Below are 24472 nucleotides of genomic sequence, written 5' to 3' on the forward strand. Positions count from 1 at the left end.
GGTTGGCGATAGATAGGCCCATGGACGCGGAGCCAAACCCCTAGGCATTCGCCAAGACCCTAGGTCGTAGCCGTATCAGCCTGGAATAAGCAAAAAAATTGCCTGACCCACTAAAGCCCCCAGGGTCAGGCACTGTACCTGTAAGGACGCTGAACCATCGAAAGAGACTAAACAAACTGTAGTTGCCCCCTAGCTGCTTAGTTCTTCGAGCGCGTTCCTCAGATTCGTCTCCTATTTTCAAGAAAATCTGGCTGATTCCCCTCGAGGGATGTACCCATCTTTGTTGCTGTTTCTAGAGAAAATTCCAGCCAGATCTCCGTAGAACCCCCCTGAGCAATTACCAGAACGATCGTTCAAGCAAAATCTGGGGTGAGATTACGGTGCATTGCCACGGGTTAGTTACCATTACTAGCTTCCTGCTGACCGTAAGCTTGCCAAGCGATGTCTACGAGGCCATTCATCAAAGCCGCTGCTACAACAGCACTGCCCTTGCGCCCTTCTGTGCGGATATGGGGAATCAGAGAATCTTGCAGGCGTTGTTTGGCGACATCTGCATCCACAAAGCCCGCTGGGGTACCTACGACTAGGGCAGGCCGAATTTCCTCGGCTTCAATGAGTTCCGCCAGGGTAAACAGGGCAGTCTGGGACTGACCCACGATAAAAATGCCCTCGGGGTATCGCCGCGCCAAGGTTTCAATCCCCCAGGCAGACATGGTTTTTTCCTTCTGGGGACGGGTGAGGGTTTCCATGGCGCAGTAGATGGGATTGGCAAAGGTGTGTTGGATGTTTTGGGAAATGCCGACCTGCACCATGGGCACATCCACAATAATGGTGGTTCTTGCAGCGAGGGCTGCGGCACCTGACTGGAGGGCAGTTTCCGAAAAGCGAATCAGAGACTTGTACTCAAAATCAGCGGTGGCGTAAATGACTCGTCGAACAAGCTCATATTCAGCCGGGGTAAAGGTATGGGTTCCGACCTCCCGATCGATGATCGCCAAACTGTGGGCATCGGAAATGTGCCACTCCATCATTGTCTGCTACTCAACAAACTAGGTTTAACGCTCAAGAACTCAAAATTAGCGAATCGCCAATATCGTCAATACAATATCGCCAATAATGTAACAATTCATGGGAGATCAGGTCTCCATGACAACTATAGACGAATACACTATAGGTTGCCGAAAAACCAACCGTAGTTTCTGATCGACTTATGAGTTATCACTTACTGTCGATTTCCGACTTGGGAGTCAGTTCCGCTGTTAACTTCCCCTGCTATTTTGCAGTGAGTACCGCACCGATCAATGTAGAAGATGCGATCGCGATTTCAGGGGACAATCCTGCACAAAAGATCCGCGAAATTACGGATTACTTAAAACAGCAGGATGCAAACGCAGAAATCTTAATTTTGATTCATGGCTACAATACCGATCGGAATAATGTTCAACAATGGTATCGCGATACCTGCGAATACATTGCCCATCATTATCCTCAACATTCTCAAGGATTGGTCGTCATTGGTTATCGCTGGTCATCGGAGCAAATTTCGGGGGATGAGTCTGGTAAGTTTGCAGATAAACGCTTATTTGCTTGGGAAGCCTTACCCAAATTTGCGAAAGGGGTTTATATCTTTTCCCTGGCTGGGATTGCGATCGGTGCAGTGGGCGGCCTTTTGAGTTTTTTCTTAGCATTTTCTAGTCAAATTCCATCATTATTTCTTTTAGGATTATTTTCACTATTTTTACTGACTGCTTTATTTCTACTTTCGCCACTTCTGACATTATTTCTTCTGCGTTTATCTGGCTATTTTAGAGATGTTTTTAGAGCAGATCAGTATGGGGTTTCAGATTTAATCGAACTGATTCGCAATCTCGATGATCAGTTGGTTGAATCCGTGGATTTGCCGGAGCGCTACCAACGGGAGCAGTACTGGCAATCGAAGGAACGCAGCAAAGTCCGCCTGTCCTTTGTGGGCCACAGTATGGGCGGATTCGTGGTCACCAATACGGTTCGAATTTTATCGGATGTCTTCGATCGTAGTTCGATCGGGAGTCTAAATCTGGTAGAAAACTGTAAGACGCCGCCTTCTGGGGTGGGGAATGTGTTTTCACTAGGGCGATTGGTGTTGGTTGCGCCGGACATTCCTGCGGAAACGTTAATTACTGGACGGGCCAATGTTTTGCGATCGTCGCTCCGTCGCTTTGAAGAAGCTTATTTGTTCTCCAATGAAGGCGATATGGCCTTGCGTCTGGCATCTAGTACGGCCAACTATTTTTCCTATCCCACCAAAACTCGGACAGGCGGATATCGGTTAGGCAATGTGGTTGTTCGGGATCTGGGTCAGATGGGAAAGAACAATCTGGAAAAAGCTGGCATTCTCAATTTGACTGCGGATGGTCACTTAATCGCAACAAATGAGAAAAATCCCTATCTGGATTATCTCTATTTACAACGCCGTTGTTCCCTCGCCGATCGCCAGCGCAGCATCTTCCAGCAACAGTTTCGAGAAGATGCATTCATTCAGCAACAACATAAATCGATCGCGGAGCTCTTTACCTATTTCGACTGCACCAACTATCAGGAGCTGGTGATTGATCCCAAGACTGGACAACGGGCCATCCATCCTAAAACCGGACAACCCATGACCAAAGGGATTGTCAGTCGAGCTTCCGGAAAAACTAGCCTAGACTTTCTGGACTATGTGGCACTGTTAGTGGATTCGGCCCGTCAAAAAGTGGATCCCCACGGAGGTTATATTTTTTCTGCCGATGCTCGGTTTACCAAACGACTGATCTATGGTCTCGCTTGTTTGGGATGGCAAGGATTTTTAGAGAGCTTGCAACAGGAAGCCGCCTTCCCAGAAGTGCTGGTTCAAGTGCAACAGGATTATCCCGATCTGAAGGAACCCCAACAGCACTGGCTGGCGTCTCTGCAAGTGTTAAATATCCTGTGTGAAGCCCGTGGATTACAGGTGTTACTTTCCCCAGAACGCTATCAATCAGACATCATGGGTCATCCGCGCGATCGTTATGGCTATTAAACGCCTTGCTATACAAAACACAGGGAGCTGGAAAACGGGACGTCGCTGGATGATGCTTGGATTACTGCTGGTGAGCCTCGCAACTGCTTGCAAGGTAAGTCTTCTGAGTCGGTCGCCCACGGGTTCTCCCGGTCTGTCCCACTCCCCCAAGCTAGAAACCGTGACATTAACGGCCCAATCCGGTGAACAGCAAAGGTTTGCTGGTTTTGGCATCAGTCAAATCGTGTCCAAGGATTATGCGAAGTTGCCCCAGGGTCGCCGCAAGGAGTTATCGCAAAAACTATGGCAGGACTTGCGGCTCAATACGCTGCGCCTGTGGTTCTTTATGGATGTCTATGCCCCTACACCCGGCCAGCGGCAATTGCAGTCCATGTTCACTGAACCCTACCTCCAACTAGTGCGGGATGCCCAACAGACAGGGCAGTTGCAAAACCTCCTGCTAGCGCCCACTTCAGTGCCGAAATATTTGCTGGAAAAGCGGGATGGCGGGATGCGCCTTCGCAGAGAAAAGTTGAGGGATTGGGCCGATACGATCGCGGATTTTATCCAAGCGGTGCGCGATCGCTATGGCATCACCATTAATGTCACGGGCATTCAGAATGAGCCCAACGACGATCATCTCAATTTTTCTAAGGGCGAAATAGCCCAAGCGGTTAAACAATTGCGTCGATCGTTGAACGATCGCCAACTCAACAGCGTCAAAATCATTGCGCCGGAAAGTGCCAATGCCGATGGATATGCTGAAAGCCTGATTGATGACTTGAAACAGGATCCTGAAGCTTGGAACGCGATCGACGGCATTGCCACCCATTCCTACAATATGGCCGCGACTCCGGCGATCGCCGATCGGGTCAGGAATACGGGGAAAACTTACTGGCAAACGGAAGCGGGAGCCAACGGCCCTGAAGAGTCGGGTAACGCCATGATTGCGACCTCTATGGCCGCGCGATTTCTGAACGATGTGAACCACTGGGTGACCCATTGGATTTGGTTTATTGGGGCAGCCCAGGCCGATCCCAACGACAATGCCACCCGCTTGATGAAGTATGAGGCCGATCGTCCCCAAAGGACTTGGTTAACGCTATTCAAAAAATACGACTACCTCCAGCAACTGAGTCAGACCTTTGAGGTCGGGGCAACCTTTCGTACGGTGGAAAGCTCTCTGGAGGGCAAAATGGTCTGGACCTATGGCAAAAAGCCGCGCATTAATGGGGCGGTAGCTCGCAATCCCGATGGAAGCTGGGCGATCGGCGTTACTAATTTCACGTCTAAAGAAGGGCGCAATACCCAAGATCCCCACGACCAAACGGGCTATCCGACCCAAGCTTTTTCGGTCACGATCCGAATTGCTGAACTGACTGGTAGCCGCGCAATGCCGTTCCAAGTGTGGCGCAGCAATGCCCAGAAGGGGAATCACAAACAGGCCGATGTGATGATGCGCAACGGTACGTTGACGGTAGAAGTTCAGCCCTTGGAATTGGTGACACTGCGATCGCAACCCTAAGGGGTTATCAATGCTATCTCTACAGTCATCACCTCTTGTCCATAGTTTCAAAGGGACAATGCATAACCCATAATGCATAACCCATTCGGCGATCGCCCTATAAAGTTCTCGGAAATCCGTCCTCGGAAATTGAATAGAGGAGTACCGATTTTTCGCGGAACTTCCTAGACTGGAAAGGAAGCCATTCAAATTTCTTCAATCAACGTCCAACTTAGACATCCAATTTACAAGGAAGCATTATGGGACTGTTCGATCGTGTGAGCCGCCTTGTTCGTGCCAATCTGAATGATGCCGTCAGTAAGGCTGAGGATCCTGAAAAAATCCTAGACCAAGCCCTCATGGACATGCAGGAGGACTTGGTCAACATGAAGCAAGCGGTGGCTTCCGCGATCGCCACCCAAAAGCGCACTGAACAACAGGTCGCCAATAATCAGCGGGAAGCCGATACTTGGCAACAACGGGCTCAACTCGCGCTCCAGAAGGGAGATGAGAACCTGGCACGGGAAGCCCTGATGCGCAAAAAATCCTTCGTGGAAGCAGCGACCACCCTGAATCAGCAACTAACGCTGCAATCCACCCAGGTTGATACTCTCAAGCGGAACTTGATCGCTTTGGAAGGCAAAATTTCCGAAGCGAAAACCAAGAAAGACATGCTCAAGGCGCGGGCTGCTGCTGCCAAGGCTAACGAGCAACTGCAATCCACCGTGAACAGCATGAGTACCGGTTCCGCCATGGCTGCCTTCGAGCGCATGGAAGACAAGGTGCTGCAAATGGAGGCCCGTTCCCAAGCCGCTGCGGAACTAGCGGGAGCAAACTTGGAAGCACAATTTTTGTCCTTAGAATCGGGTGATGTGGATTTGGAACTGGAAGCGATGAAGGCCCAGTTGCTGGGCGGCACTTCTGCCCAAACCCAACAGCAACTGCCCCAACAGGCCACCGCTGGCGCACCGGCACCGAAGTCAACGGCAGCGCCCCAAGACAAAGCGATCGATGCGGAGTTGGAAGCGCTGAAAACCCAATTGGATAACCTTTAGATCCGTTAGGCCAGTCCCTTGAAGCCCAGGAATCCCGATCGACCCAAGCGTGCAGAACGCCCCACCCCGATGCAGTACACCGTGATCTATGACGGCAACTGCAACCTCTGTTCTAACCTCGTGCAACTGTTGGAGACCCTCGATCGGGGGCAACAGTTTCAATACATCCCCATGCAAGCTGAAGAGGCCCTAGCGAGCTATGGGGTGACAGCAGTGGACTGTGAGCAGGGGATGATGTTGATTCACCCGACGGATCCCAGTCAGCGCTGGCAGGGGAGTGCGGCAGCGGAGGAAATTGGGCGTCTGCTGCCCTTGGGCGCGATCTTTGTGGCGGCTTACCGGGCACTACCGGGGGCGAAGTTTTTGGGCGATCGGGCCTATTTACAGATTCGCGATCACCGCTATGACTGGTTTGGGCGGCGGCGACAGACCTATCGATCGCGCTACCCGGCCTGGGAGAGTGACCCAGCCTGTGATAATGGTTGTGAACGTTATTTTGCTGATTCCTCCGCCGATTCTCCATGACTGTGCCTTCCACGATTGACCCTGCGCCCTGGCAATCTCCGGCCAGCCTGCGCCATGTTCAGCGGCTCCTAAACAGCTTTGCGCAACAGGTGGGTCGATCGCTCTTAGCCAATCAAGGCAGTCCCGATGCGATCGCCCAAGCGCTCTTTGAAGCCCCTTTTGTTGTGGTCTCCCACGGAACCGAGGCCGATCCGATTTTCAACTATGGCAATCAGCAGGCACTGAATCTGTGGGAATTTGACTGGGACAGCTTTACCCAACTGCCGTCCCGCCAGTCCGCTGAAGCCAGTGAGTACGTCGATCGAGAACAGCTTTTAGCAGAAGCCAAACTAAAAGGCTATATCAGCAACTATCGAGGCATCAGAATTTCCCGCACAGGCCGCCGCTTTTGGATTGACAATGTGATTCTGTGGGGCGTTGTGGATGAGCAGGGAGCACCCTGTGGACAGGCTGCCACCTTTGATCAATGGACCTTTATCGAATCAATCTAGGATCGATCGGAAATCGACGACTGGGCTGCTCGCCTAAAAACTGCCCACTGCGCCAGCGCCCAACCACCTGCTGCCCATTGGCAAAGGTATAGGTTCCTAGCCCGTTCCATTGATTGTTGCGCATTTCCCCTTCGTAGCGATCGCCATTGGGTAAGGTACAGACAGCGATGCCTACGATCGTGCCCGTTTGGAAAAATCCTTCGCAGCGGGTGCCATCTGGATAGGTAAAGGCTCCATTGCCTTGGCGTTGATTATTGTCAAATAACCCCTCATAGCGGCTCCCACTGGGAAAGATACAAACCCCAGCCCCGTTCAGCGCATCATTTTGAAACTGTCCTTCGCAGCGGGTGCCATTGGCGTAGATAAACGTGCCCCGCCCTTGCCGCTGATTGTTGACAAATGAGCCTTCATAGCGATTGCCGTTGGGGTATTGGCAGGTGGCTTGGCCGTTCAGAAAGTTTTTGCGAAATTCGCCTTCGCAGCGGGTGCCATCAGCGTAGGTAAATTTGCCTTGGCCCTGCCGTTGGCCCTCGCGGAACTCGCCTTGGTAGCGGTTGCCGCTGGGAAAATTGCAGGTATGTTTGCCGTTTAAGGTGCCATCTCGATACTTACCATCACAAAATGCCTCAGCTTGGGCCGACTGTAGGGGGATCATCAGGCTGATACAATAGGCGATCGCTGCCCATTGGAACGATCGTCCCCACCACTTTGGTAGGGCTTGCAGCGGATTTTCTGACATTTTTGTCGGATTTCTTGCCTGCATAGTGTTTTGATTAGTAAAGACAACGACGGATCACGACTTAATACATGAGGTTAAACATGAGGTTGAACAATTGTTGAAGAACGGTTGAACAACTGAACAACGATCGAGGTTAAAGATAGAGGTTAAATAACCTGTTCAAAATCCTTATCAAACCATTGAATGCGTAATTTTTAACCACAAATTTTTAGAATTGTTCGATCGCTCAGATCGCTAAATTCGCTAGCTAAGCAGCCGAACAGCCGATATATTTGCCTCTATCCATTGCAGAAAAGCCTATATTCGGTCACTTTGACCCAAGGTTGGGCATGTTAGGTTAATAATTTTGTTCAAAAATTAAGAACGCGATTCCCGGCGACTGTTGCTATTCAAGGCTTTGGCAATGGGTGAAACATGGCTCTAGGGTACTTAGCTCCATGTTCCTCCTATTTGAGACATTGCCTGGATTGATGACAGTTCTGGTTATACAAAAGCCCTGAGATTGGATGAGTCTGGTTTGAGTCTGATGATTTTTCCATTATTTCCCCTCGCCCAAGCCCTCCCCCTTCCGACACCGGTTCCAACCAGCCCGCCTCTTCAGGTGCCAGAACCGCCGAAGCAGCAGGTTCCTCCCATGTTTGTCTTTCCCCCCCAGGAAGACATTTCCCCGCAGGATAGCCTCCCCCGCCAGGAAATTCTCCAGGTTCAAGAAATTCGTGCCTTGCCCGGTCAACTGGATGAGGTCCCCGTTTTCAACAGCAACAGCCCAGAAATGGTCATGGACGAAGGGGTGCTCCTGTCCACCCTGCCCCCCAAGGGCAAGCTGTTCCCCAAGGCTCACCTGAACTATGCCTTCAATGGTCGGTTTGATGTGTTTTCCCATCACATCAGCCGAGCCAGTACCCCGAGTCAGATTCGATCGCTCTTTCAAGGCATTTTGGTGCAAAATCCGGGGCCCCAGGCGGTGACGATCGAAGTTTTGCAAGCGGCGAGCTACCTGACCCGTCCCGATGCTTTATTTATTGATTTGCCAGATTACCAAGAAGATCCGATCGGGAATGTGTTTTCGGGTCCTGGCAGTCGGGTGATGAGTGACATTCTGCGGGGACGTCGCCAAGGCAGTTTGCCCGATCTGATGGTGATTCCGCCGGGGGGAAGCCGCATGTTAATGAATTTGCCGATTCCTGCTGGCTTGGTTACCCCTACCTCTAACGGTCGATCGACGATGATTCGGCTGCGCAGTAGTGGCCCAGTCTATTTGGCCTCCTTGGCAATGTATGCGCCGCGCAATTTGGACGGGACAGAGCGCATTCCCACTCCAGAAGAATGGCAACAGTTTGCCCTAACAGCCAACTTAGCAGGGCCGCGTGACTTGCCCCCGACGCCCCCCACCGATCGCCGGGAACGAGTGATCTACGGGCGGGTGGCTGGGGTTGCCCAGGGATCCCAATGGCAGGCCAAGTTAACGGACTCTCCCAATGGCGATCGCTTGACGATTCCTCGACCAGGGGCAGCGTTTTCCTACGGTATTAGTACCTTGCCGCGCGGGACGTTTGGCACGGGGCAAGTCCAAAGTGCCAAAATGCTGGTGCGCTATCCTGATACGGCCTATCTTGCCAATGGCAACTATGGCATCCAGTACAGTTTGACCCTGCCGTTACACAACAATACGCGCCAAGCTCAGAAAGTGGCTTTGCTCTTTGAAACCCCGATTAAGCACGATCGCAGCAAACAGGAAGCGCTCTTTTTTAATCCGCCGGAACCGAAGATTTTTTTCCGAGGAACGGTGCGAGTGCAATACCAAAATGATGCGGGGGTGAAGCAAACGAAGTTTGTTCATCTGGTGCAACGGCGGGGCCAGCAGGGGGAACCGTTGGTGATGCTGAAGTTGCCCGCAGGCGATCGGCGCTTGGTGGAGGTCGATTTTCTCTACCCCCCCGATGCCACGCCTCCACAGCTTTTGACGGTCAGAACCCTCAAGGATTAGGGGGCTAGATGAAACTTTCTATGCTGCCACGAATAAAAAATACTGTGAAGAGATGGCCGATCGACACAATTGCAGCTTGAATCGTATAGAGCTAACATGCCTCAAATGGGCAATAGATCAGCATATTGTTGCCAGTGATAGACTTGAAGTAGAATGCCTAGTCCCTATGGTGAAGTCAGCATGAACACAGAGTTTACTCAAGTTTTTGAGTTAACCCTCTCGGAAAAATTGTTACTGTTGGAAGACTTGTGGGATAGCATTGCCCAAACTCCGGAGCAAGTTCCTGTACTTGACTGGCAGAAAGAAGAACTTGATAAGAGAAAGGCTACCTACTTGTTGAACCCTAACTCCGGTAGTTCATGGGAAGCGGTTAAGCAGCGGATTCGCAACGGACAGTATGGTGCCTAGAACTCTGATCCTTCAGCCAGAAGCAGAACAAGATGTGGCTCTGGCTTTCACTTGGTATGAAGAGCAAGAGCCTGGTTTGGGTGAAGAGTTTCTCCGTTGTGTTGATGCTTGTGTTCAATTCATCCGACGCAACCCGGAGATGTATCCAATAGTCCACGAAAGCTATCGAAGGGCTATCGTTCGGCGCTTTCCCTATGTGGTCTTCTATGAGTATTCAGACACAATCATTATTATTTACGCGGTTTTTCACTGTTCTCAAAACCCGAAGAAATGGCGAGGGCAGTTACCGTAGGAGTATACGATTCAGTTTAAATTTGTGAGAATGCTAATCGAATTCTGGTGCCCACAGTTCATCGACTAAAATCTGCCATCCCGGTAGAAGGTCAGGCACCGTCAGCATCTCCCCATCCCGCAAAGTCATTGGCTTAGGACTGGGAAACTTAGCCGCGATAGCAAGTTTCCCAGTCGGTACCGTTACACCGACGAGCCTCAGCCACGAGATTTAGTCATCGCCTAGATTGGCTAACAGGAAACTCCACTTGTCGGTCGCTTCCTCAATTTGTTTGGTCGTCGGTTTCCCAGCCCCATGGCCCGCCTTCGTTTCAATGCGAATCAGCACTGGATTTGGCCCCTGGTGAGCCTTTTGCAATGCCGCTGCAAACTTGAAACTGTGGGCAGGCACCACCCGATCGTCGTGGTCTGCGGTGGTAATCATCGTAGCGGGGTAGTGGGTGCCGGGTTTGAGGTTGTGCAATGGGGAATAGGCATAGAGCGCTTTGAACTCCTCTGAGTTTTCCGGCGAGCCGTATTCCGAGATCCAAGCCCAACCGATCGTGAACTTGTGGAACCGCAGCATATCCATCACCCCCACCGCCGGAAGCGCCGCCCCAAATAAGTCGGGCCGTTGAATCATACAAGCTCCCACCAACAAGCCGCCGTTACTGCCCCCGGCGATCGCTAATTTTTTAGGTGAGGTGTAGTGCTGAGCAATCAGCCATTCCGCAGCGGCAATGAAATCGTCAAATACATTCTGTTTCTTGAGTTTCATGCCAGCTTCGTGCCAAGCTTCGCCATATTCGCCACCGCCCCGCAGGTTGGCCACCACGTAGACGCCACCCCGCTCTAGCCAAACCAGATTCGAGACGGAAAACGCAGGCGTCAGCGACACATTAAAGCCCCCGTAACCGTAGAGCAGCGTCGGATTGTTGCCGTTCAGTTCCAGTCCCTTGCGATGGGTGATGAACATCGGCACTTGAGTTCCGTCTTTGCTGGGGTAGAACACCTGCCGCGTTTCATAGTGATCGGCCTCAAATTGAAGCTGTGGCTGTTTGAACAGGCTGCTTTCGTTGGTCAGCAAGTTGTAACGGTAGATCATATTCGGCGTCACAAAGCTGGTGAAGCTGTAGAACGTTTCAGTGTCTTCCCGTTTGCCGCCAAAGCCACCGACGGAACCCAACCCCGGCAAGACCACCTCGCGCACCAAGCTTCCGTCTAAGCTGTGAATTTTCACCTGCGATCGGGCGTCCTTCAGGTAGGTCAACACAAACTGGTCATTCAGCACATTCACCCCCTGCAAGGTTTCCGCTGCTTGGGGAATGATTTCCCGCCAATGGGCCTTGTCCGGTTGGGTGAGATCGATCGCGATTACTCGACCCCTCGGCGCATCGAGATCCGTCTGAATCCACAAGGTCGATCCCTCGTTTTCAATCACCCCATAGCTGGCTTCCCAAGTGTTAATCAACTCCACCACGAGGGCGTCGGGCTGGGTTAAATCTTTGTAGAACAGCAGATTGCGGCGATCGGTGCCCTGCCAAACGGAAATGATTAAATAGCGCCCATCATCCGTCACGTAGCTGCCAAAGCCCCATTCTTTTTGATCAGGCCGTTCGTAAATTAACTGATCCGCTGACTGGGGCGTGCCCAAACGGTGGTAGTAGAGCTTTTGGTAATAGTTGACAGCAGCAAATTGGGTTTGCTCGTTGGGTTCATCGTAGCGGGCGTAGAAAAAGCCTTGACCGTCCTTGGTCCAAGCGGCTCTAGAAAATTTTACCCACTGGACGCGATCGCTCAAATCCTGGCCGGTTGCAATCTCCCGCACCTGCCATTCCTGCCAGTCGGATCCGGATTTAGAAATCCCGTAGGCCAGCCGTTTACCGTCATCGGTAATGGCAATGCCCGACAGCGCCACGGTTCCATCTTCAGAGAGCTGGTTGGGATCTAGCAAAACCTTGGGTTCCGCGTCTAAGGTTTCCAAGGTATAGAGAACACTTTGGTTTTGCAACCCATCATTTTTGTAATAGAAATAGCGATCGCCCCGCTTAAAGGGCAGGCCATACTTTTCGTAATTCCACAGCTTGGTCAAACGGGCTTGAATCTCCGATCGCTGGGGAATGGTTTCTAAATAATCGAACGTCACTTTATTTTGGGCTTCCACCCAGGCTTGGGTCTCGGCAGAATCTGCATCTTCCAACCAACGATAGGGGTCACTCACAGCAACCCCATGGTAATCGTCTACTTGGTTGACGGTTTTACTGGTTGGATAGATCAAACTTGTTTGAGATGTATTGGTTTGAGATGTATTGGTTTGAGATGTACTGGTTTGAGATGTGCTGGCCTGGGTCATGGTGTTCAGTGAAAGACTTATCGTTAGCAGCAAACCGAGCAGAAAATTCAGCAAATACTTCACGCTCAAAAACAATGGAATAGTGACGAGGAACTCTAGAGCGACGCCTTCTGGCAAGTCACTTTGTTACGGGTGAGAAGAGAAAGTGGCTAGGATGATTAGTGACTAGGGCGATTAGTGACTGGGACGATCGGGATCAAGACGATCGTTGACGGGTAATGTCGATCGTAATTTTTCCGCCAAAGTCAGGGATTGGGGCCGCAGGTTTGTGTAGTCGGACGCGCACCTCGTGAACTTTGGGAAGCACCAGAATGCTATCCGCGATCGCCGTCGCTAACCGTTCAACTAAAGCGAACTTGGACTGTTTGACGATCGTTTTGGTTTGTTCAATCACCTGGCGATAGTCCAGCGTGTCGTCTAGATGATCGGTCTGTCCTGAGATTGATAAATCTAAGGCGATCGTTAAATCCACCTCAAACCATTGCCCAAGAACCGTTTCTTCTGGCAAAAATCCAGTGTAGCCGTAGCAGCGAATATTCGTCAGTTCAATTCGATCCATGGAGTTTCTAGGCTGTAATGATGTCCTAATATTTTCCATTGGCATTGGCTGAAATCGTCTCCCAATCCAGCCTGAAATTGTCACAAAAAAAGCCCAGAAATCTCTGGGCTTGAAATTCTTAAGTAACTAGGCTTCGTCCGCTGAAGGTCCCCAGCTTTCCTTGGGAGGTGGGGGTTCCACAGGCCGGAAATCGACATAATCCGCAGGCGGTTCATCGCTGGGCGATCGACGGGGTTTTACATCTTCTACCGGTCGCCGCCGCCGAGGACGAGGTACCTCAATATCGTTGTTGTCTAGAGTATCCATACCCCGATTATCCATGCCTCGATTACTGCGATCGGGGGCGCTGGAACGGGATGGAATACTCCGGGGCGCGGGGGGTTCATCTTCCCAGCTGTTGGACTCGCGACGATCGCGGCGAGGTGTATCCATCGTAGGCAACTCTGTGGGATAGTCATCATCCACCCGAGAGCGACGACGGGACGGTGGCCGATCTTCTAGATAGCGATCGCGCTCTGTGCGCCGACGACTGCTGCGATCATCCAAATCATCGCGACGATCGCCCCGCACTTGGCGACGGGGTTCCCGATCGTCCAGTCCTCCCATTGCGCCATAACTATCTTCAAACCCAGCCCGATAATTGCGAGGTGGCAAATCGTAGTCCCGAGGATTTCCTCCCGCTTTGGGGTTTGTATCCGGAGTCCGCTTGCCGATCGACTCAAGAATCAAGGCAATAAACATCCCTGTAAAAATCACCGACTGCAATGAGTGTTGCAGTGTTGCCCCTAGATCAACTAGCGACAAAATCCCTACAGAGAGTGCCAAAAAGGCATAGACCACATCCGAATCACGCTTGCAACCTGGCTTGAACCGCTCTAGAAAGAACAGAAAAACCGCAAACAAAATCAAGATGATGCCTAGTAGGAGTGGAACGGGAGTACCGAAATTCACAGTGAATTCCTCGTCAGGATGAATTGCTGGTTCAGCAAGAGTCTGTTCTATGTTAGCGACTTACTGGGGCCTCGGAACGGGAAAATCGCTCCCATACAAAAAACCTCAGCCCACGATCGATCCCGCGATCGTACACTGAGGCTCATACGTAAAAGATTGAATGCCGGAGTAATCGGGACATCCCCTGACCACCCTAGCCAGATCAACTAGACTATGAGCGAGAGATTTTATCTTGTTGGCTGACGAGAATGAGAGCAGCCAAAATTCCACCAACCACAACCGCTCCGTACAGTAAGCCCCAGAAGAAATTTGCTAAAGATGGCGTCATAATTCGATCCCGGAATCCTTATAATTCAAGTTGTCTAAATTCTAGGGGTTTGCGGAGCTAGGAGCAAGAGGCAAGCCCTAAGGGGCGCGTAATTAGGTACAATTAAAGTTACAAAGCTTTACATTTCAGAACATTTACCAATTAGGACGTGACAGGTATGTCCATGTTAGAGATTGCAAATCTAGCCTTGGGAATTGGTCTTGGGGGCATGATTTTTCTCTTCATCTTCCGCATTGTGTTGACCTGGTATCCCCAAGTTGATTTAACTCGATTTCCCTTTAATGTCGTTGTGTTACCTACTGAACCTTTTTTAGGGGTTACTCGGAAGGTGATTCAGCCGATCGGCGGCGTAGATATTACCCCTATTCTCTGGGTGGGAATTTTGAGCTTGGCACGGGAAATTCTGCTGGGCCAGCAAGGACTGATGACAATGGCGTTGAAGTAAACGGCGTTGAAGTAAACGGCGTTGAAGTGAAGAACTAGGGCGGCGTAACGACGCAAAGGTAAACGACGCAAAGATAAAGGTGCGATCGTCCGCTGCCGAACTCCTCAAACAACTGGGCGATCAACTCTGGAAACGCCAATTGATGCCCGATCGTGCCTTACTCCGGCAATCGATCGGGGTCAATGCCCTGCGATATTAAATGCGTTAAGCTGAGCATAACCCCTCCCTGAGGTTTCGCTGATGACAATTTCAGCTACTAATCTCACAACCGAAAACCCATCTGTAGAGATCGCCAGTGACAGCGATTGGAAGGATGTTGTGGTGCCTCCTGGGGACTTATACAGTGACGAGCCACCCTTGGAAAGTTCTCTACATTTGCAGCAACTGGTACTGCTACTGAAATGTCTCGAATGGCTGTGGCGCGACAGAACAGATTATTTCTGTGCTGGAAACCTCACGATTTACTATAGCCCGCGTCAACGCAAGTCAGAAGATTTCCGGGGGCCGGATTTCTTTGTTGTTCTGGGGGCTGAAAAACGTCCGCGTAAGAGTTGGGTTGTATGGGAGGAAAATGGTCAATATCCCCATGTGATTGTCGAGTTATTGTCAGATTCAACGGCTACCACCGATCGCGGTTTCAAAAAACAACTCTATCAAGACACGTTTCGTACCCTTGATTATTTTTGGTTTGATCCAGAAAGTCTGGAATTTCAAGGCTTTCACCTAGTCGATGGACAATATGAAGCGATCGTCCCAAATGCCGCAGGGCTGCTATGGAGTCAACAGTTAGGATTGTATTTAGGTGTTTATGAGCAGCAGTTACGGTTTTTCACCGCGTCAGGGGAATTAGTTTTGACCCCAGAGGAATCCCACGATCGGCTAACGGAATCCCACGATCGATTGGCAGCAAAATTGCGCGAGTTGGGCGTTGATCCAGATGCATTAGGCTAATCGATAAGTTGTCCTACTCCGGCAATCGATCGGGGTCAATGCCCTGCGATCGTAAATAGGCTTCCAATCGCTCCCGCTGCGCTTGTTCTCGATCGGCCCGTTCTTCCGCACTCAAGTAGCGATTACCCTTGGCATCAAACCACGTCAAAAGCTCTTTCTCAATCCCGCCGATCGTCTTTTGATAGCGTCCAATTCCCAATCCCACTTCCGGCATCCAGTAAGGCTCACCAATTTGCAGCCGATATTCGCCCTCAACTAATTTGTAGAGTTCAAACGGTTGATGCCTGTCCCGTTGCCAAAACTCCGGATTATAAATCAAGTAATATAAAACGCCCAAATTGGCATAGAGAGAGCGCTTCTCGTCATACTCATCCCCCGGACGATGGGACACCATTTCCAAAACAAAAATGGGAACAACCTCATTTTCTTCCCAGGTTGCATAGCTGCGACGTGACTTGCCACCTTTTTGGCGTTCAACCCCGAGACTCAAGAAGCCATCCGGCATGACGGGCACCCTCGGACTCACCCCAGTCGTGTGATAAATCGCCATATCAGCCCCAAAGTATCAATCCATCCGATTGCCCCAAAGGCTCGTCAGAAGTAGCAGAAGTAAATTGGGCAATAGATTCTGATCTTCATTATCCACCGGCGTATCATCCGAACAAGGTAATTCTTCGGTCGAAGGAAGCGGGTATTTCAGGTGGGCGGTCATTATCGCGAACCAACTCCTGAAGTAGATGGGTAATACTCACCAGTATAAAGTAGTCAATAATTCGCGAGCTCGATTGCTTCAGGCCGTCGCCCAGCCCTCCACAAACTTGGCTATCAACCCTAACAAGTATCAACCCTAACAATGCTTGCACCGCGACTCTGGCAATCGATCGAGCTCAGTGTGATTGTGTTACGATCGACCTATTCTTGAAGCGATGACCCATGGGCATTCTCACGATTGATGAACGGGGTCGGATGCCGTTTCTTGCTGCCTTAGGCGATCGCACCATCAGAGGGTGAACTGACTCGACATTGCCTCAAAAAAACTGACAATTAGCCAAACTATGGATGCTTTTTCCCTGGTTCCTCCCGCTTGGACAGAAGCGGCGGTTCATGCCCGTGGTTTCCAATGTCCAACCTGTGCTAAGTCCCCTCGGGAAGCCAAGCAAGTCTGGCTCAACCGTCGATCCCCCGTGTATACCGATGACGGTCGCAAGTATCAGGAATTTTATCAGTGTGATTGCACCACGGTTTGGTGGGCTTGGAGCACCGATCGGCCTCAGCCCGACTGTTCATCTGACTAGGGTTAGCTTGCGATCGCTACAGGTTCCTGAAATAAGGGCACGGTAAACGTCACCGTTGATCCAAGACCTTCCCCCATACTGTAAAAATTAACTTCACCCCCCATTTCGTGGACTAACGTTTGAGAAATGGCCAAACCTAAGCCTGTCCCACCATATCGGCGCGTCAAAGACCCATCAATTTGACTAAAGGACTGGAAAAGGCGATCTTGCTTTTCTAACGACACGCCGATTCCCGTATCTGCCACTCGAATCATCACCAAACCAGGGCATTCCTGATTTTGTACCGTCGTCTTTTTACGGACAAATTCGGTGCTGATGGTAATGCCGCCTTCATGGGTGAACTTGACCGCATTGCCTACAAGGTTAATCAAGACTTGATAGAGCCGCTGGTAGTTGGCGTAGACAATCACCTCATCGTGGGTGCTGGGCATTTGCAGGTCAAAGGTGAGTCCTTTTTGCTTGGCGGACGTAGCCTGCGATCGCTCAAGTTGCTGGAGGACTTCGTTTAAGTTCACTGGACTGAGATCAATCTGGAGCTTGCCTGCTTCAATTTTGGCCAGATCCAACACATCGTTAATAATGTCCAGCAAATGCTCCGCTGACTTCAGCGCTTCTTCCAAGAATTCTCGCTGTTCCTCGGGATCGTCCGCCATTCCATCCATGATCAACTTCAAAAAGCCAATCATGCCATTCAATGGAGTGCGCAACTCGTGGGACGTATTGGCCAAAAACTCACTCTTGAGCCGAGACGCTTCCTCCGCCCGCTCGCGGGCGTCTTCTAGCGCTTCTTGTTTCCGGACTAAGCTATGGTTGACCCGTTGCAATTGCTGGAAGAGGCTGGCATGGGCGATCGCGGTTCCAACTTGATCGGCCAATTCTTCTAAAAATGCGGTTTCGGCCTCTGTCCAAGGTTGGTTGACGTTGCAACGACAGAGAACAATGAAGCCATTGGGTTGATCCTGGTGCCCCGTCGCAACAACGAGGCGATCGTAGAGCACATCTTCCAAGGGCACGGCATCCGCAATGACGCAACAATCATCCAGCAGGCTGTTGACTTCAAAATGCACTTCTGCCGGGGTGGGACGCAAACTGTCCAAGGCTTTTTGGAAACTAATATCTTGGTTGAAATCCACAACTCCATTGACCCAAGACCGTAACCCTTCTTGATGGTATTCCGCTTCCACCCGCGCAGTAGATTGGCCCGAATCGATCGAGTAAATCAGGCAACGGCTAACTCCCAACGCCTGCCCTAGTCCATCTACAGTCTGCTGATAGATGGTTTTAAGATCCAAGGTACGACGAATGCTCCAGGCAATCCGGGTTAGCAGACGATGGTACAAGTCTGGGCAAGTACCAAGATTCGTGGTGGACGACACGACACCGGGAGAATCGATCGGAGCTGCCATGGCACAATCTTTTAAGGATGACTAATCAAACATTGTCAACTCTAGTTTGAGTAAGGAAAGTCCCTTGAGCAAGAGGGGCTTGAGCAAGGAAGTCACGCCTTTCTGATCTAAAGTTACATACATCTATCTAGTGTTAACTCAGAGTTGCCCAAAATGGCACATTAATCTGAGGACTCTGGAATCTGAGGCCCCTGAGTTTAGCCCAGAATACTGAACCCGATCGCAGAGTTTCCCAATCACATCAACAGAAAGTATTAAAATATCTTAAGCAATCTGCCCTGGTGGATTGTCTCCAGCTGCAACTATTTTGTTTGCCCTTGTTTTGCTTTCTCTTTGGATGCATTAAAGTCCTATGACCGACGTACCCGTCAACCGAATTCGTAACTTCTCTATCATCGCTCACATTGATCACGGCAAATCCACCCTGGCCGATCGGCTCCTGCAAGACACCGGCACCGTGGAAGCTCGGGAGATGAAGGAGCAGTTCCTGGACAACATGGACTTGGAACGGGAGCGTGGTATCACCATCAAGCTGCAAGCTGCTCGCATGAAATATCGGGCACAGGATGGTCAGGACTATATCCTCAACCTGATTGACACACCGGGGCACGTAGACTTTTCCTATGAGGTTTCGCGATCGCTAGCGGCCTGCGAAGGAGCTTTGCTGGTGGTGGATGCATCCCAGGGAGTGGAAGCACAAACCCTGGCCAATGTGTACTTAGCGTTGGAACACAATCTGGAAATTATCCCGGTTCTGAACAAAATTGACCTGCCGGGGGCGGAACCCGATCGCGTCCGCGAAGAGGTGGAAGAAGTCGTCGGCTTGGATTGCAGCGACGCAATTTTAGCCTCTGCTAAAGAAGGCATTGGTGTACCCGAAATCTTGGAAACGATCGTTCGCAAAGTGCCGCCCCCCCAGGACACGATCGATCAACCCCTACGGGCTCTCGTGTTTGATAGCTATTACGATGCCTATCGTGGGGTGGTGGTGTACTTCCGCGTGATGGATGGCGTGGTCAATGTCGGTGACAAAGTCCGCTTCATGGCCTCCGGCAAGGAATATGTCATTGATGAATTGGGGGTACTGGCTCCAACTCAAGTGCGAGTTGATAGTCTCCATGCTGGGGAAGTGGGATATCTAGCCGCTTCGATTAAAGCTGTCGGGGACGCTCGGGTGGGCGACACCATTACGATCGCCACGAAGGCTGCCCCCGATCCCTTACCGGGCTACGTCGAAGCCAAACCCATGGTCTTCTGCGGCCTCTTCCCCACTGATGCTGACCAGTTCCCCGATCTACGGGAAGCGCTAGATAAGTTACGGCTCAACGATGCAGCCCTCAGCTTTGAACCGGAAACCTCGAGTGCGATGGGGTTTGGGTTCCGCTGCGGCTTCCTAGGGCTCCTGCACATGGAGATTGTCCAAGAACGGTTGGAGCGGGAATATAACCTCGATCTGATCACCACTGCGCCCTCGGTGGTCTATCGCGTCACCACGATTAAGGGTGAAGTGCTGCTGGTGGATAACCCCAGCCATTTACCTGACCCCCAGTACCGCGAAAAAATTGAAGAACCCTACGTCCAAGTCGATATCATCACGCCGGAAACCTATGTGGGCACGTTGATGGAACTTTGCCAGACGCGGCGCGGGATCTTTAAAGATATGAAATACCTGACGCCGGGACGCACCACGTTAATCTACGAAATTCCCCTGGCGGAAGTGGTGACAGACTTTTTTGACCAGATGAAATCCCGATCGCGTGGCTATGCCAGCATGGAGTACCAGCTCATCGGCTATCGAGAAAATAATCTGGTGCGCTTGGACATTCTGATTAATGGTGATCCGGTGGATCCCTTAGCCACGATCGTGCACCGCGATAAAGCCTATGGGGTCGGTCGGGCTTTGACGGAAAAATTGAAGGAACTGATCCCACGACACCAGTTCAAAATTCCTATTCAGGCGGCGATCGGCAGCAAAGTCATCGCCAGTGAACATATTCCAGCCCTGCGGAAGGACGTTTTGGCCAAGTGCTATGGAGGGGATATCTCTCGTAAAAAGAAATTACTGCAAAAGCAAGCTAAAGGTAAAAAGCGCATGAAGGCGATCGGTACCGTTGATGTGCCGCAGGAAGCCTTCATGGCAGTGCTAAAGATTGGCCAGGAAAACAAAGGCTAGTCGATTTCACTGATGACTGTATCAAGCTTTCATAAATTATTCTGGAAGGGCGGACACAGGTAGCGACTTATGCTAGCTTGCCTGTGTCATCGGGATTGATTGAGAGATTGCTGTAAAAGTTTTATCGCAGAGTGTCTGAAGGCAAAATTTGAAGGCAAAAACTTAGTCTTGTATCCACTCCATCATGGGCGTTTCCAGACTCGCTTTTTTCGAGAGAGTTGACCGGATTAATGATCGGATGGACAGAATCTGTACTCACGACCCTTACAACGTACAATTATGCGAATTTTAGTGACAGGCGGCGCAGGCTTCCTTGGTTCCCATTTGATCGATCGGTTAATGGTGGCTGGTCATGAAGTGATCTGTCTTGATAACTTTTATACAGGTAACAAGCATAATGTTGGTCAGTGGCTCGGAAATCCTAATTTTGAGCTGATTCGCCATGATGTAACGGAGCCGATCCGCTTAGAAGTGGATCAAATTTACCACTTGGCTTGTCCAGCATCGCCAGTTCACTATCAATACAATCCCGTCAAGACCATTAAAACCAATGTGATGGGAACGCTCAACATGTTGGGGTTAGCAAAACGGGTAAAAGCCCGCTTTTTCTTGGCATCCACGTCTGAAATTTATGGCGATCCGGAAGTGCATCCTCAGCCTGAAGAGTATCGCGGGAATGTTAACCCGATCGGGATTCGCAGTTGTTATGACGAAGGTAAACGGGTCGCAGAAACGTTGGCTTTTGACTACCATCGCCAAAATGATGTGGATATCCGAGTGGTGAGAATTTTCAATACCTACGGCCCCCGCATGTTGGAAAACGATGGTCGTGTGGTGAGCAACCTCATCGTCCAAGCTCTCCAGGGCATTCCCTTAACCGTCTATGGAGATGGGTCGCAAACTCGTAGTTTTTGCTACGTCTCGGACTTGGTTGAAGGCTTCATTCGCCTGATGAACAGTGATTACATTGGCCCGGTCAACTTGGGAAATCCCGGGGAATACACCATTCTGGAATTGGCAAAAACGATTCAAGACATGATTAATCCCGATGCCCCCTTGAAGTTTGAGCCTCTGCCCCAAGACGATCCTCGCCGTCGCCAACCGGACATTACCCTCGCCAAGACGCAGCTTGGTTGGGAACCGAAAGTGCCTTTAAAGGAAGGCTTACACTACACGATCGAAGATTTTCGGCAACGCTTAGGCGATCGAGTAGCGGCAGCAGCGGTCATGGGTCGATAGCCGCGCATTGGCACTGAATTCTTCCCACTGAATCTTTGACGCTGAAGGATTGACATTTAAGCATTGGCCAATGGGGACAATTCCCACTGGTCAATTTCTACTAGTCAATTTCTACTAGTCAATTCACAGCAGCAAATTCCCAACAAATGGTAGTCCTCGGTAGTTTAAAGATTTTGGGGGCACGCTATTAAGTAAAGGGTATGAGCGAAGGTTGACTCAAGTCTCAGTCAAAAGGATTCAGTAACGCCTTCGTAGTTTGTTGTTGTTGTAACTTTCCCTTTGAGGACTTTCTATGCGTGTTTGTGTAATTGGGACAGGATACGTGGGCTTGGTCACCGGTGCTTGTCTCGCCCATGTGGGGCATCATGTCATCTGTGTGGATAACAATGAGGCTAAAGTGAACCTCATGAAGTCTGGACAGTCTCCCATCTTCGAACCGGGATTGTCTGAGATTATGCAAGCTTCGATCCAGTCAGGTCGGTTGGAGTTCACCACAGATTTGGCAGCAGGGGTTGATCACGGGCAAATTCTCTTCATTGCCGTTGGCACACCTGCTTTACCCACTGGCGAAAGTGACACCCGTTATGTTGAAGCTGTGGCCCGAGGCATTGGTGCTAACCTCAAGCCGGAAAGCGGCTACAAAGTGATTGTGAATAAATCCACCGTGCCGATCGGTTCTGGGGATTGGGTTCGGATGCTGGTTTTGGATGGGGTGGCTGAACAACAGGCGGCAGAACCCGTTTTAGCGGGTGTGGGAGCAGCAGACAGTCGCCCTAGCCTGAATGAACCAGAATTTGATGTCGTGAGCAATCCAGAATTTCTGCGGGAAGGGTCTGCGGTCTATGACACCTTTAACCCCGATCGCATTGTCCTGGGTGGCAATAGCGAAAAGGGCATCAGCCTCATGCAGCAACTCTATCTACCAATTATCAATCGAGAGTTTGCAGAAGAGAAAGATCTATCTCCTGTCCCCGTAGTGGTGACTGACCTCAGCTCGGCAGAAATGATTAAGTATGCCGCCAATGCGTTCCTGGCCACCAAGATTAGCTTCATTAACGAAGTGGCGAACGTCTGCGATCGGGTCGGGGCAGATGTGACCCAGGTTGCCAAAGGTATTGGGCTAGATTCCCGGATTGGCAGCAAGTTTCTGAATGCAGGCTTGGGTTGGGGGGGCTCCTGCTTCCCGAAGGATGTTTCAGCCCTCATCCATACCGCTGACGACTATGGCTACGAAACCCAGCTTCTGAAGGCTGCGGTGAGTGTCAATGAACGCCAAAAGATGGTTGTCATTGAGAAACTACAACAGGTGTTGAAAATTCTCAAAGGGAAAACCGTTGGGTTGCTAGGTCTGACCTTTAAACCGGATACCGATGATCTGCGGGATGCTCCAGCTCTGGTGTTGATTGAGAACTTGACTCGATTGGGCGCTAAGGTGAAAGCCTATGACCCCATCATTTCCCAAACTGGGATGCGCCATGGCCTGTCGGATGTCGTTGTTGAAACTGATCCAGAACGCCTCGCAGATGGGTGTGATGCCCTCGTTCTCGTCACTGAATGGCGCGACTTCCAACACTTGGAATACGGCAAAATGGCTAAGTGTATGAATGCTCCCATCATCATTGATGGTCGTAACTTCTTGGATCAGACGGCATTGGAAGGGGTCGGCTTCCGGTATGTTGGCATTGGTCGCTAACAATCGCTAACTGGTGCTTCTAATCGAGCGCTTGCGATCGCCCAAATTCAACTATCGTTAATCTGAGCCAACGATCTAACGTTGGCTCAGGTTTCGCTTTGACTGTCTTTTTGAGGCTGTGAGGATCAAAATTTTGAGGCGTACCTAGGCGAATGGCCGAAGAGGTCGCCTCACATTTTTAATGTTGCGGGTTTAATGTTGCGGGGCTGTATAAGCTGCTTCAGGAGCACTCCCTAGCGCTCGATCGTTCAAAGTTTGCAGAGCTTGCGTTAAATCGGCGGTCAGCGATCGTGCATCTTGTTTACTATGGCCTGTCATGTATTGACTCACGGATAGCGGTGGCCCAATTTCAATGCGCACTGCCGTTCGGCAAGGGACTTGGGGGTCACTGTACTGGAGGTGCATAGGCACAATTTGAATCTGGCTACCCGGCTTCAGGGTTTCCGCTTGCAGGGCTAGACGCGCAAGGCCCGGTTTCAGAGGATTGATGTAGGGATCTCGAAAAATATTGCCCTCTGGGAAAATGACCAGCATTTCTCCCGCTTCTAACAGGTCAATCCCGTGGCGCAGGCTGGAAATCCCAGGTCGCTTAGTATCGATCGGAAATCCCCCTAAGCGTCGAATAAACCAACCTTGCACACCCGTCACTTCATCCGCAGTCACCATGAAGCGGAGGTGTCTACCCGTGACGTGTTTACCGGCTGCAAAGGGAACAAGAATAGCATCCCAGCGGGAACGATGGGTGGGGGCCAAAATAACAGGCCCAGTCGTGGGTAAATGTTCCTGACCGACCACCTTAATGTGGCTAAAGTAAGCAGGTAAAACAATCCGATGCCCTAGTGGATAGACGATCGGGGCGAGCCAAGGGGATAAACGAGAACTCACAGTGGCGTTCCGGACAGTACGGGGTGGATGCAGAGACAACTGAGACAACCAATTTCGAGACGCTAAAATTGGACGGACTAATCGGGCTACGATCGGTTGAGTTGCTTGACGGACACGCTCCAACCGAGTGACGTCAGCCTGAATCGGAGTAGACTCATCCATCAATTCGGATAGGCTATCTTCTGATACAGCCTCCATG

Annotated in this window: 22 protein-coding genes and 1 pseudogene; 14 read left to right on the forward strand and 9 right to left on the reverse strand. The window is 50.8% G+C overall.

All coding sequences use genetic code 11. The annotated features are described in order from the left end of the window. Positions 1–395 precede the first annotated feature (395 nt). Positions 396–1028, reverse strand: coding sequence for a precorrin-8X methylmutase (locus H6G21_RS10905; RefSeq protein WP_190573580.1), 633 nt, complete (start codon positions 1026–1028; stop codon positions 396–398). Positions 1029–1210: 182 nt separating this feature from the next. Between H6G21_RS10905 and H6G21_RS10910 the strand changes: the two genes are divergently transcribed. The 5 genes from H6G21_RS10910 to H6G21_RS10930 all read left to right on the forward strand — a co-directional run bounded on the left by H6G21_RS10910 (position 1211) and on the right by H6G21_RS10930 (position 6591). Then, a complete protein-coding gene (locus tag H6G21_RS10910; protein WP_190573440.1) occupies positions 1211–3037 on the forward strand; it encodes an alpha/beta hydrolase in 1827 nt (608 codons plus the stop codon). A gap of 49 nt (positions 3038–3086) precedes the next feature. After that, a complete protein-coding gene (locus H6G21_RS10915) occupies positions 3087–4541 on the forward strand; it encodes a glycosyl hydrolase (protein WP_190573441.1) in 1455 nt (484 codons plus the stop codon). A gap of 239 nt (positions 4542–4780) precedes the next feature. Continuing rightward, the gene (locus H6G21_RS10920; RefSeq protein WP_190573442.1) at positions 4781–5575 is read left to right on the forward strand and encodes a PspA/IM30 family protein; all 795 of its coding nucleotides are present in this window, start codon (positions 4781–4783) and stop codon (positions 5573–5575) included. A gap of 69 nt (positions 5576–5644) precedes the next feature. After that, positions 5645–6100, forward strand: a complete 456-nt coding sequence (locus H6G21_RS10925) for a DCC1-like thiol-disulfide oxidoreductase family protein (protein ID WP_190573581.1) — start codon at positions 5645–5647, stop codon at positions 6098–6100. After that, entirely contained in the window at positions 6097–6591 is a 495-nt protein-coding gene (locus H6G21_RS10930) for an MEKHLA domain-containing protein (RefSeq protein WP_190573443.1), read from the forward strand. Before H6G21_RS10925 ends, H6G21_RS10930 begins: the two co-directional genes overlap by 4 nt. On the opposite strand, the gene H6G21_RS10935 is transcribed toward H6G21_RS10930, so the two are convergent. Continuing rightward, on the reverse strand, positions 6575–7330 hold the full coding sequence (locus H6G21_RS10935; protein ID WP_190573444.1) for a membrane-binding protein: 756 nt from the start codon (positions 7328–7330) through the stop codon (positions 6575–6577). The two genes, H6G21_RS10930 and H6G21_RS10935, sit on opposite strands and share 17 nt — an antisense overlap. 526 nt (positions 7331–7856) lie before the next feature. Here H6G21_RS10935 and H6G21_RS10940 point away from each other — a divergent pair. The 3 genes from H6G21_RS10940 to H6G21_RS26210 all read left to right on the forward strand — a co-directional run bounded on the left by H6G21_RS10940 (position 7857) and on the right by H6G21_RS26210 (position 10017). Then, positions 7857–9317: a DUF3370 domain-containing protein gene (locus H6G21_RS10940; protein ID WP_190573445.1), complete on the forward strand. Its 1461-nt coding sequence runs from the start codon at positions 7857–7859 to the stop codon at positions 9315–9317. 180 nt (positions 9318–9497) lie between these two features. Next, positions 9498–9725, forward strand: coding sequence for an addiction module protein (locus tag H6G21_RS10945; RefSeq protein WP_190573582.1), 228 nt, complete (start codon positions 9498–9500; stop codon positions 9723–9725). Beyond that, positions 9715–10017: a type II toxin-antitoxin system RelE/ParE family toxin gene (locus H6G21_RS26210; RefSeq protein WP_199307154.1), complete on the forward strand. Its 303-nt coding sequence runs from the start codon at positions 9715–9717 to the stop codon at positions 10015–10017. Before H6G21_RS10945 ends, H6G21_RS26210 begins: the two co-directional genes overlap by 11 nt. 210 nt (positions 10018–10227) lie before the next feature. Here the strand turns inward: H6G21_RS26210 and H6G21_RS10955 are convergent, their stop codons facing one another. The 4 genes from H6G21_RS10955 to H6G21_RS10970 all read right to left on the reverse strand — a co-directional run bounded on the left by H6G21_RS10955 (position 10228) and on the right by H6G21_RS10970 (position 14186). Then, positions 10228–12348: a prolyl oligopeptidase family serine peptidase gene (locus H6G21_RS10955; RefSeq protein ID WP_190573446.1), complete on the reverse strand. Its 2121-nt coding sequence runs from the start codon at positions 12346–12348 to the stop codon at positions 10228–10230. 196 nt (positions 12349–12544) lie between these two features. Beyond that, positions 12545–12907, reverse strand: coding sequence for a dihydroneopterin aldolase (gene folB, locus H6G21_RS10960; protein ID WP_190573447.1), 363 nt, complete (start codon positions 12905–12907; stop codon positions 12545–12547). 126 nt (positions 12908–13033) lie between these two features. Beyond that, positions 13034–13858: a Ycf66 family protein gene (locus H6G21_RS10965; protein ID WP_190573448.1), complete on the reverse strand. Its 825-nt coding sequence runs from the start codon at positions 13856–13858 to the stop codon at positions 13034–13036. Positions 13859–14069: 211 nt separating this feature from the next. Beyond that, entirely contained in the window at positions 14070–14186 is a 117-nt protein-coding gene (locus tag H6G21_RS10970) for a photosystem II reaction center X protein (RefSeq protein ID WP_190573449.1), read from the reverse strand. 157 nt (positions 14187–14343) lie between these two features. On the opposite strand from H6G21_RS10970, the gene H6G21_RS10975 reads away from it, so the two are divergent. Then, positions 14344–14631, forward strand: coding sequence for a YggT family protein (locus H6G21_RS10975; RefSeq protein WP_190573450.1), 288 nt, complete (start codon positions 14344–14346; stop codon positions 14629–14631). Positions 14632–14871: 240 nt separating this feature from the next. Continuing rightward, positions 14872–15582, forward strand: coding sequence for a Uma2 family endonuclease (locus H6G21_RS10980; RefSeq protein ID WP_190573451.1), 711 nt, complete (start codon positions 14872–14874; stop codon positions 15580–15582). Positions 15583–15595: 13 nt separating this feature from the next. Here the strand turns inward: H6G21_RS10980 and H6G21_RS10985 are convergent. Continuing rightward, a pseudogene (locus H6G21_RS10985) lies at positions 15596–16294 on the reverse strand (Uma2 family endonuclease). A gap of 343 nt (positions 16295–16637) precedes the next feature. Here H6G21_RS10985 and H6G21_RS10990 point away from each other — a divergent pair. After that, positions 16638–16877: a hypothetical protein gene (locus tag H6G21_RS10990; RefSeq protein ID WP_190573452.1), complete on the forward strand. Its 240-nt coding sequence runs from the start codon at positions 16638–16640 to the stop codon at positions 16875–16877. Positions 16878–16879: 2 nt separating this feature from the next. Here H6G21_RS10990 and H6G21_RS10995 read toward each other — a convergent pair whose 3' ends face one another. Then, entirely contained in the window at positions 16880–18283 is a 1404-nt protein-coding gene (locus tag H6G21_RS10995) for an ATP-binding protein (RefSeq protein WP_190573453.1), read from the reverse strand. Positions 18284–18635: 352 nt separating this feature from the next. Here H6G21_RS10995 and lepA point away from each other — a divergent pair, with 352 nt between their 5' ends. The 3 genes from lepA to H6G21_RS11010 all read left to right on the forward strand — a co-directional run bounded on the left by lepA (position 18636) and on the right by H6G21_RS11010 (position 23388). After that, positions 18636–20456: a translation elongation factor 4 gene (gene lepA / locus H6G21_RS11000; protein ID WP_190573454.1), complete on the forward strand. Its 1821-nt coding sequence runs from the start codon at positions 18636–18638 to the stop codon at positions 20454–20456. Between the two features lie 279 nt (positions 20457–20735). Next, the gene (locus tag H6G21_RS11005) at positions 20736–21695 is read left to right on the forward strand and encodes a UDP-glucuronic acid decarboxylase family protein (RefSeq protein ID WP_190573455.1); all 960 of its coding nucleotides are present in this window, start codon (positions 20736–20738) and stop codon (positions 21693–21695) included. A gap of 292 nt (positions 21696–21987) precedes the next feature. Continuing rightward, the gene (locus H6G21_RS11010; RefSeq protein WP_190573456.1) at positions 21988–23388 is read left to right on the forward strand and encodes a UDP-glucose/GDP-mannose dehydrogenase family protein; all 1401 of its coding nucleotides are present in this window, start codon (positions 21988–21990) and stop codon (positions 23386–23388) included. A gap of 192 nt (positions 23389–23580) precedes the next feature. Here the strand turns inward: H6G21_RS11010 and H6G21_RS11015 are convergent, their stop codons facing one another. Next, complete coding sequence (locus tag H6G21_RS11015) at positions 23581–24471, reverse strand: 1-acyl-sn-glycerol-3-phosphate acyltransferase (RefSeq protein WP_242041769.1); 891 nt, start codon at positions 24469–24471, stop codon at positions 23581–23583. Position 24472 lies beyond the last annotated feature (1 nt).

Origin of the sequence: Alkalinema sp. FACHB-956, assembly GCF_014697025.1 — a bacterium.
Lineage (GTDB): Bacteria > Cyanobacteriota > Cyanobacteriia > Leptolyngbyales > Leptolyngbyaceae > Alkalinema.

Bases quoted from the DNA above. Each gene is read 5' to 3' on its own strand.
- H6G21_RS10975 (WP_190573450.1), top strand. From the start codon at position 14,344: ATGTCCATGTTAGAGATTGCAAATCTAGCCTTGGGAATTGGTCTTGGG.
- H6G21_RS10915 (WP_190573441.1), top strand. From the start codon at position 3,087: ATGATGCTTGGATTACTGCTGGTGAGCCTCGCAACTGCTTGCAAGGTA.
- H6G21_RS10980 (WP_190573451.1), top strand. From the start codon at position 14,872: ATGACAATTTCAGCTACTAATCTCACAACCGAAAACCCATCTGTAGAG.
- lepA (WP_190573454.1), top strand. From the start codon at position 18,636: ATGACCGACGTACCCGTCAACCGAATTCGTAACTTCTCTATCATCGCT.
- H6G21_RS26210 (WP_199307154.1), top strand. From the start codon at position 9,715: ATGGTGCCTAGAACTCTGATCCTTCAGCCAGAAGCAGAACAAGATGTG.
- H6G21_RS11015 (WP_242041769.1), bottom strand. From the start codon at position 24,471: ATGGAGGCTGTATCAGAAGATAGCCTATCCGAATTGATGGATGAGTCT.
- H6G21_RS10955 (WP_190573446.1), bottom strand. From the start codon at position 12,348: ATGACCCAGGCCAGCACATCTCAAACCAGTACATCTCAAACCAATACA.
- H6G21_RS11010 (WP_190573456.1), top strand. From the start codon at position 21,988: ATGCGTGTTTGTGTAATTGGGACAGGATACGTGGGCTTGGTCACCGGT.
- H6G21_RS10945 (WP_190573582.1), top strand. From the start codon at position 9,498: ATGAACACAGAGTTTACTCAAGTTTTTGAGTTAACCCTCTCGGAAAAA.
- H6G21_RS10995 (WP_190573453.1), bottom strand. From the start codon at position 18,283: ATGGCAGCTCCGATCGATTCTCCCGGTGTCGTGTCGTCCACCACGAAT.
- H6G21_RS10930 (WP_190573443.1), top strand. From the start codon at position 6,097: ATGACTGTGCCTTCCACGATTGACCCTGCGCCCTGGCAATCTCCGGCC.
- H6G21_RS10970 (WP_190573449.1), bottom strand. From the start codon at position 14,186: ATGACGCCATCTTTAGCAAATTTCTTCTGGGGCTTACTGTACGGAGCG.
- H6G21_RS10905 (WP_190573580.1), bottom strand. From the start codon at position 1,028: ATGGAGTGGCACATTTCCGATGCCCACAGTTTGGCGATCATCGATCGG.
- H6G21_RS10910 (WP_190573440.1), top strand. From the start codon at position 1,211: ATGAGTTATCACTTACTGTCGATTTCCGACTTGGGAGTCAGTTCCGCT.
- H6G21_RS10990 (WP_190573452.1), top strand. From the start codon at position 16,638: ATGGATGCTTTTTCCCTGGTTCCTCCCGCTTGGACAGAAGCGGCGGTT.
- H6G21_RS11005 (WP_190573455.1), top strand. From the start codon at position 20,736: ATGCGAATTTTAGTGACAGGCGGCGCAGGCTTCCTTGGTTCCCATTTG.
- H6G21_RS10925 (WP_190573581.1), top strand. From the start codon at position 5,645: ATGCAGTACACCGTGATCTATGACGGCAACTGCAACCTCTGTTCTAAC.
- H6G21_RS10940 (WP_190573445.1), top strand. From the start codon at position 7,857: ATGATTTTTCCATTATTTCCCCTCGCCCAAGCCCTCCCCCTTCCGACA.
- H6G21_RS10935 (WP_190573444.1), bottom strand. From the start codon at position 7,330: ATGTCAGAAAATCCGCTGCAAGCCCTACCAAAGTGGTGGGGACGATCG.
- folB (WP_190573447.1), bottom strand. From the start codon at position 12,907: ATGGATCGAATTGAACTGACGAATATTCGCTGCTACGGCTACACTGGA.
- H6G21_RS10920 (WP_190573442.1), top strand. From the start codon at position 4,781: ATGGGACTGTTCGATCGTGTGAGCCGCCTTGTTCGTGCCAATCTGAAT.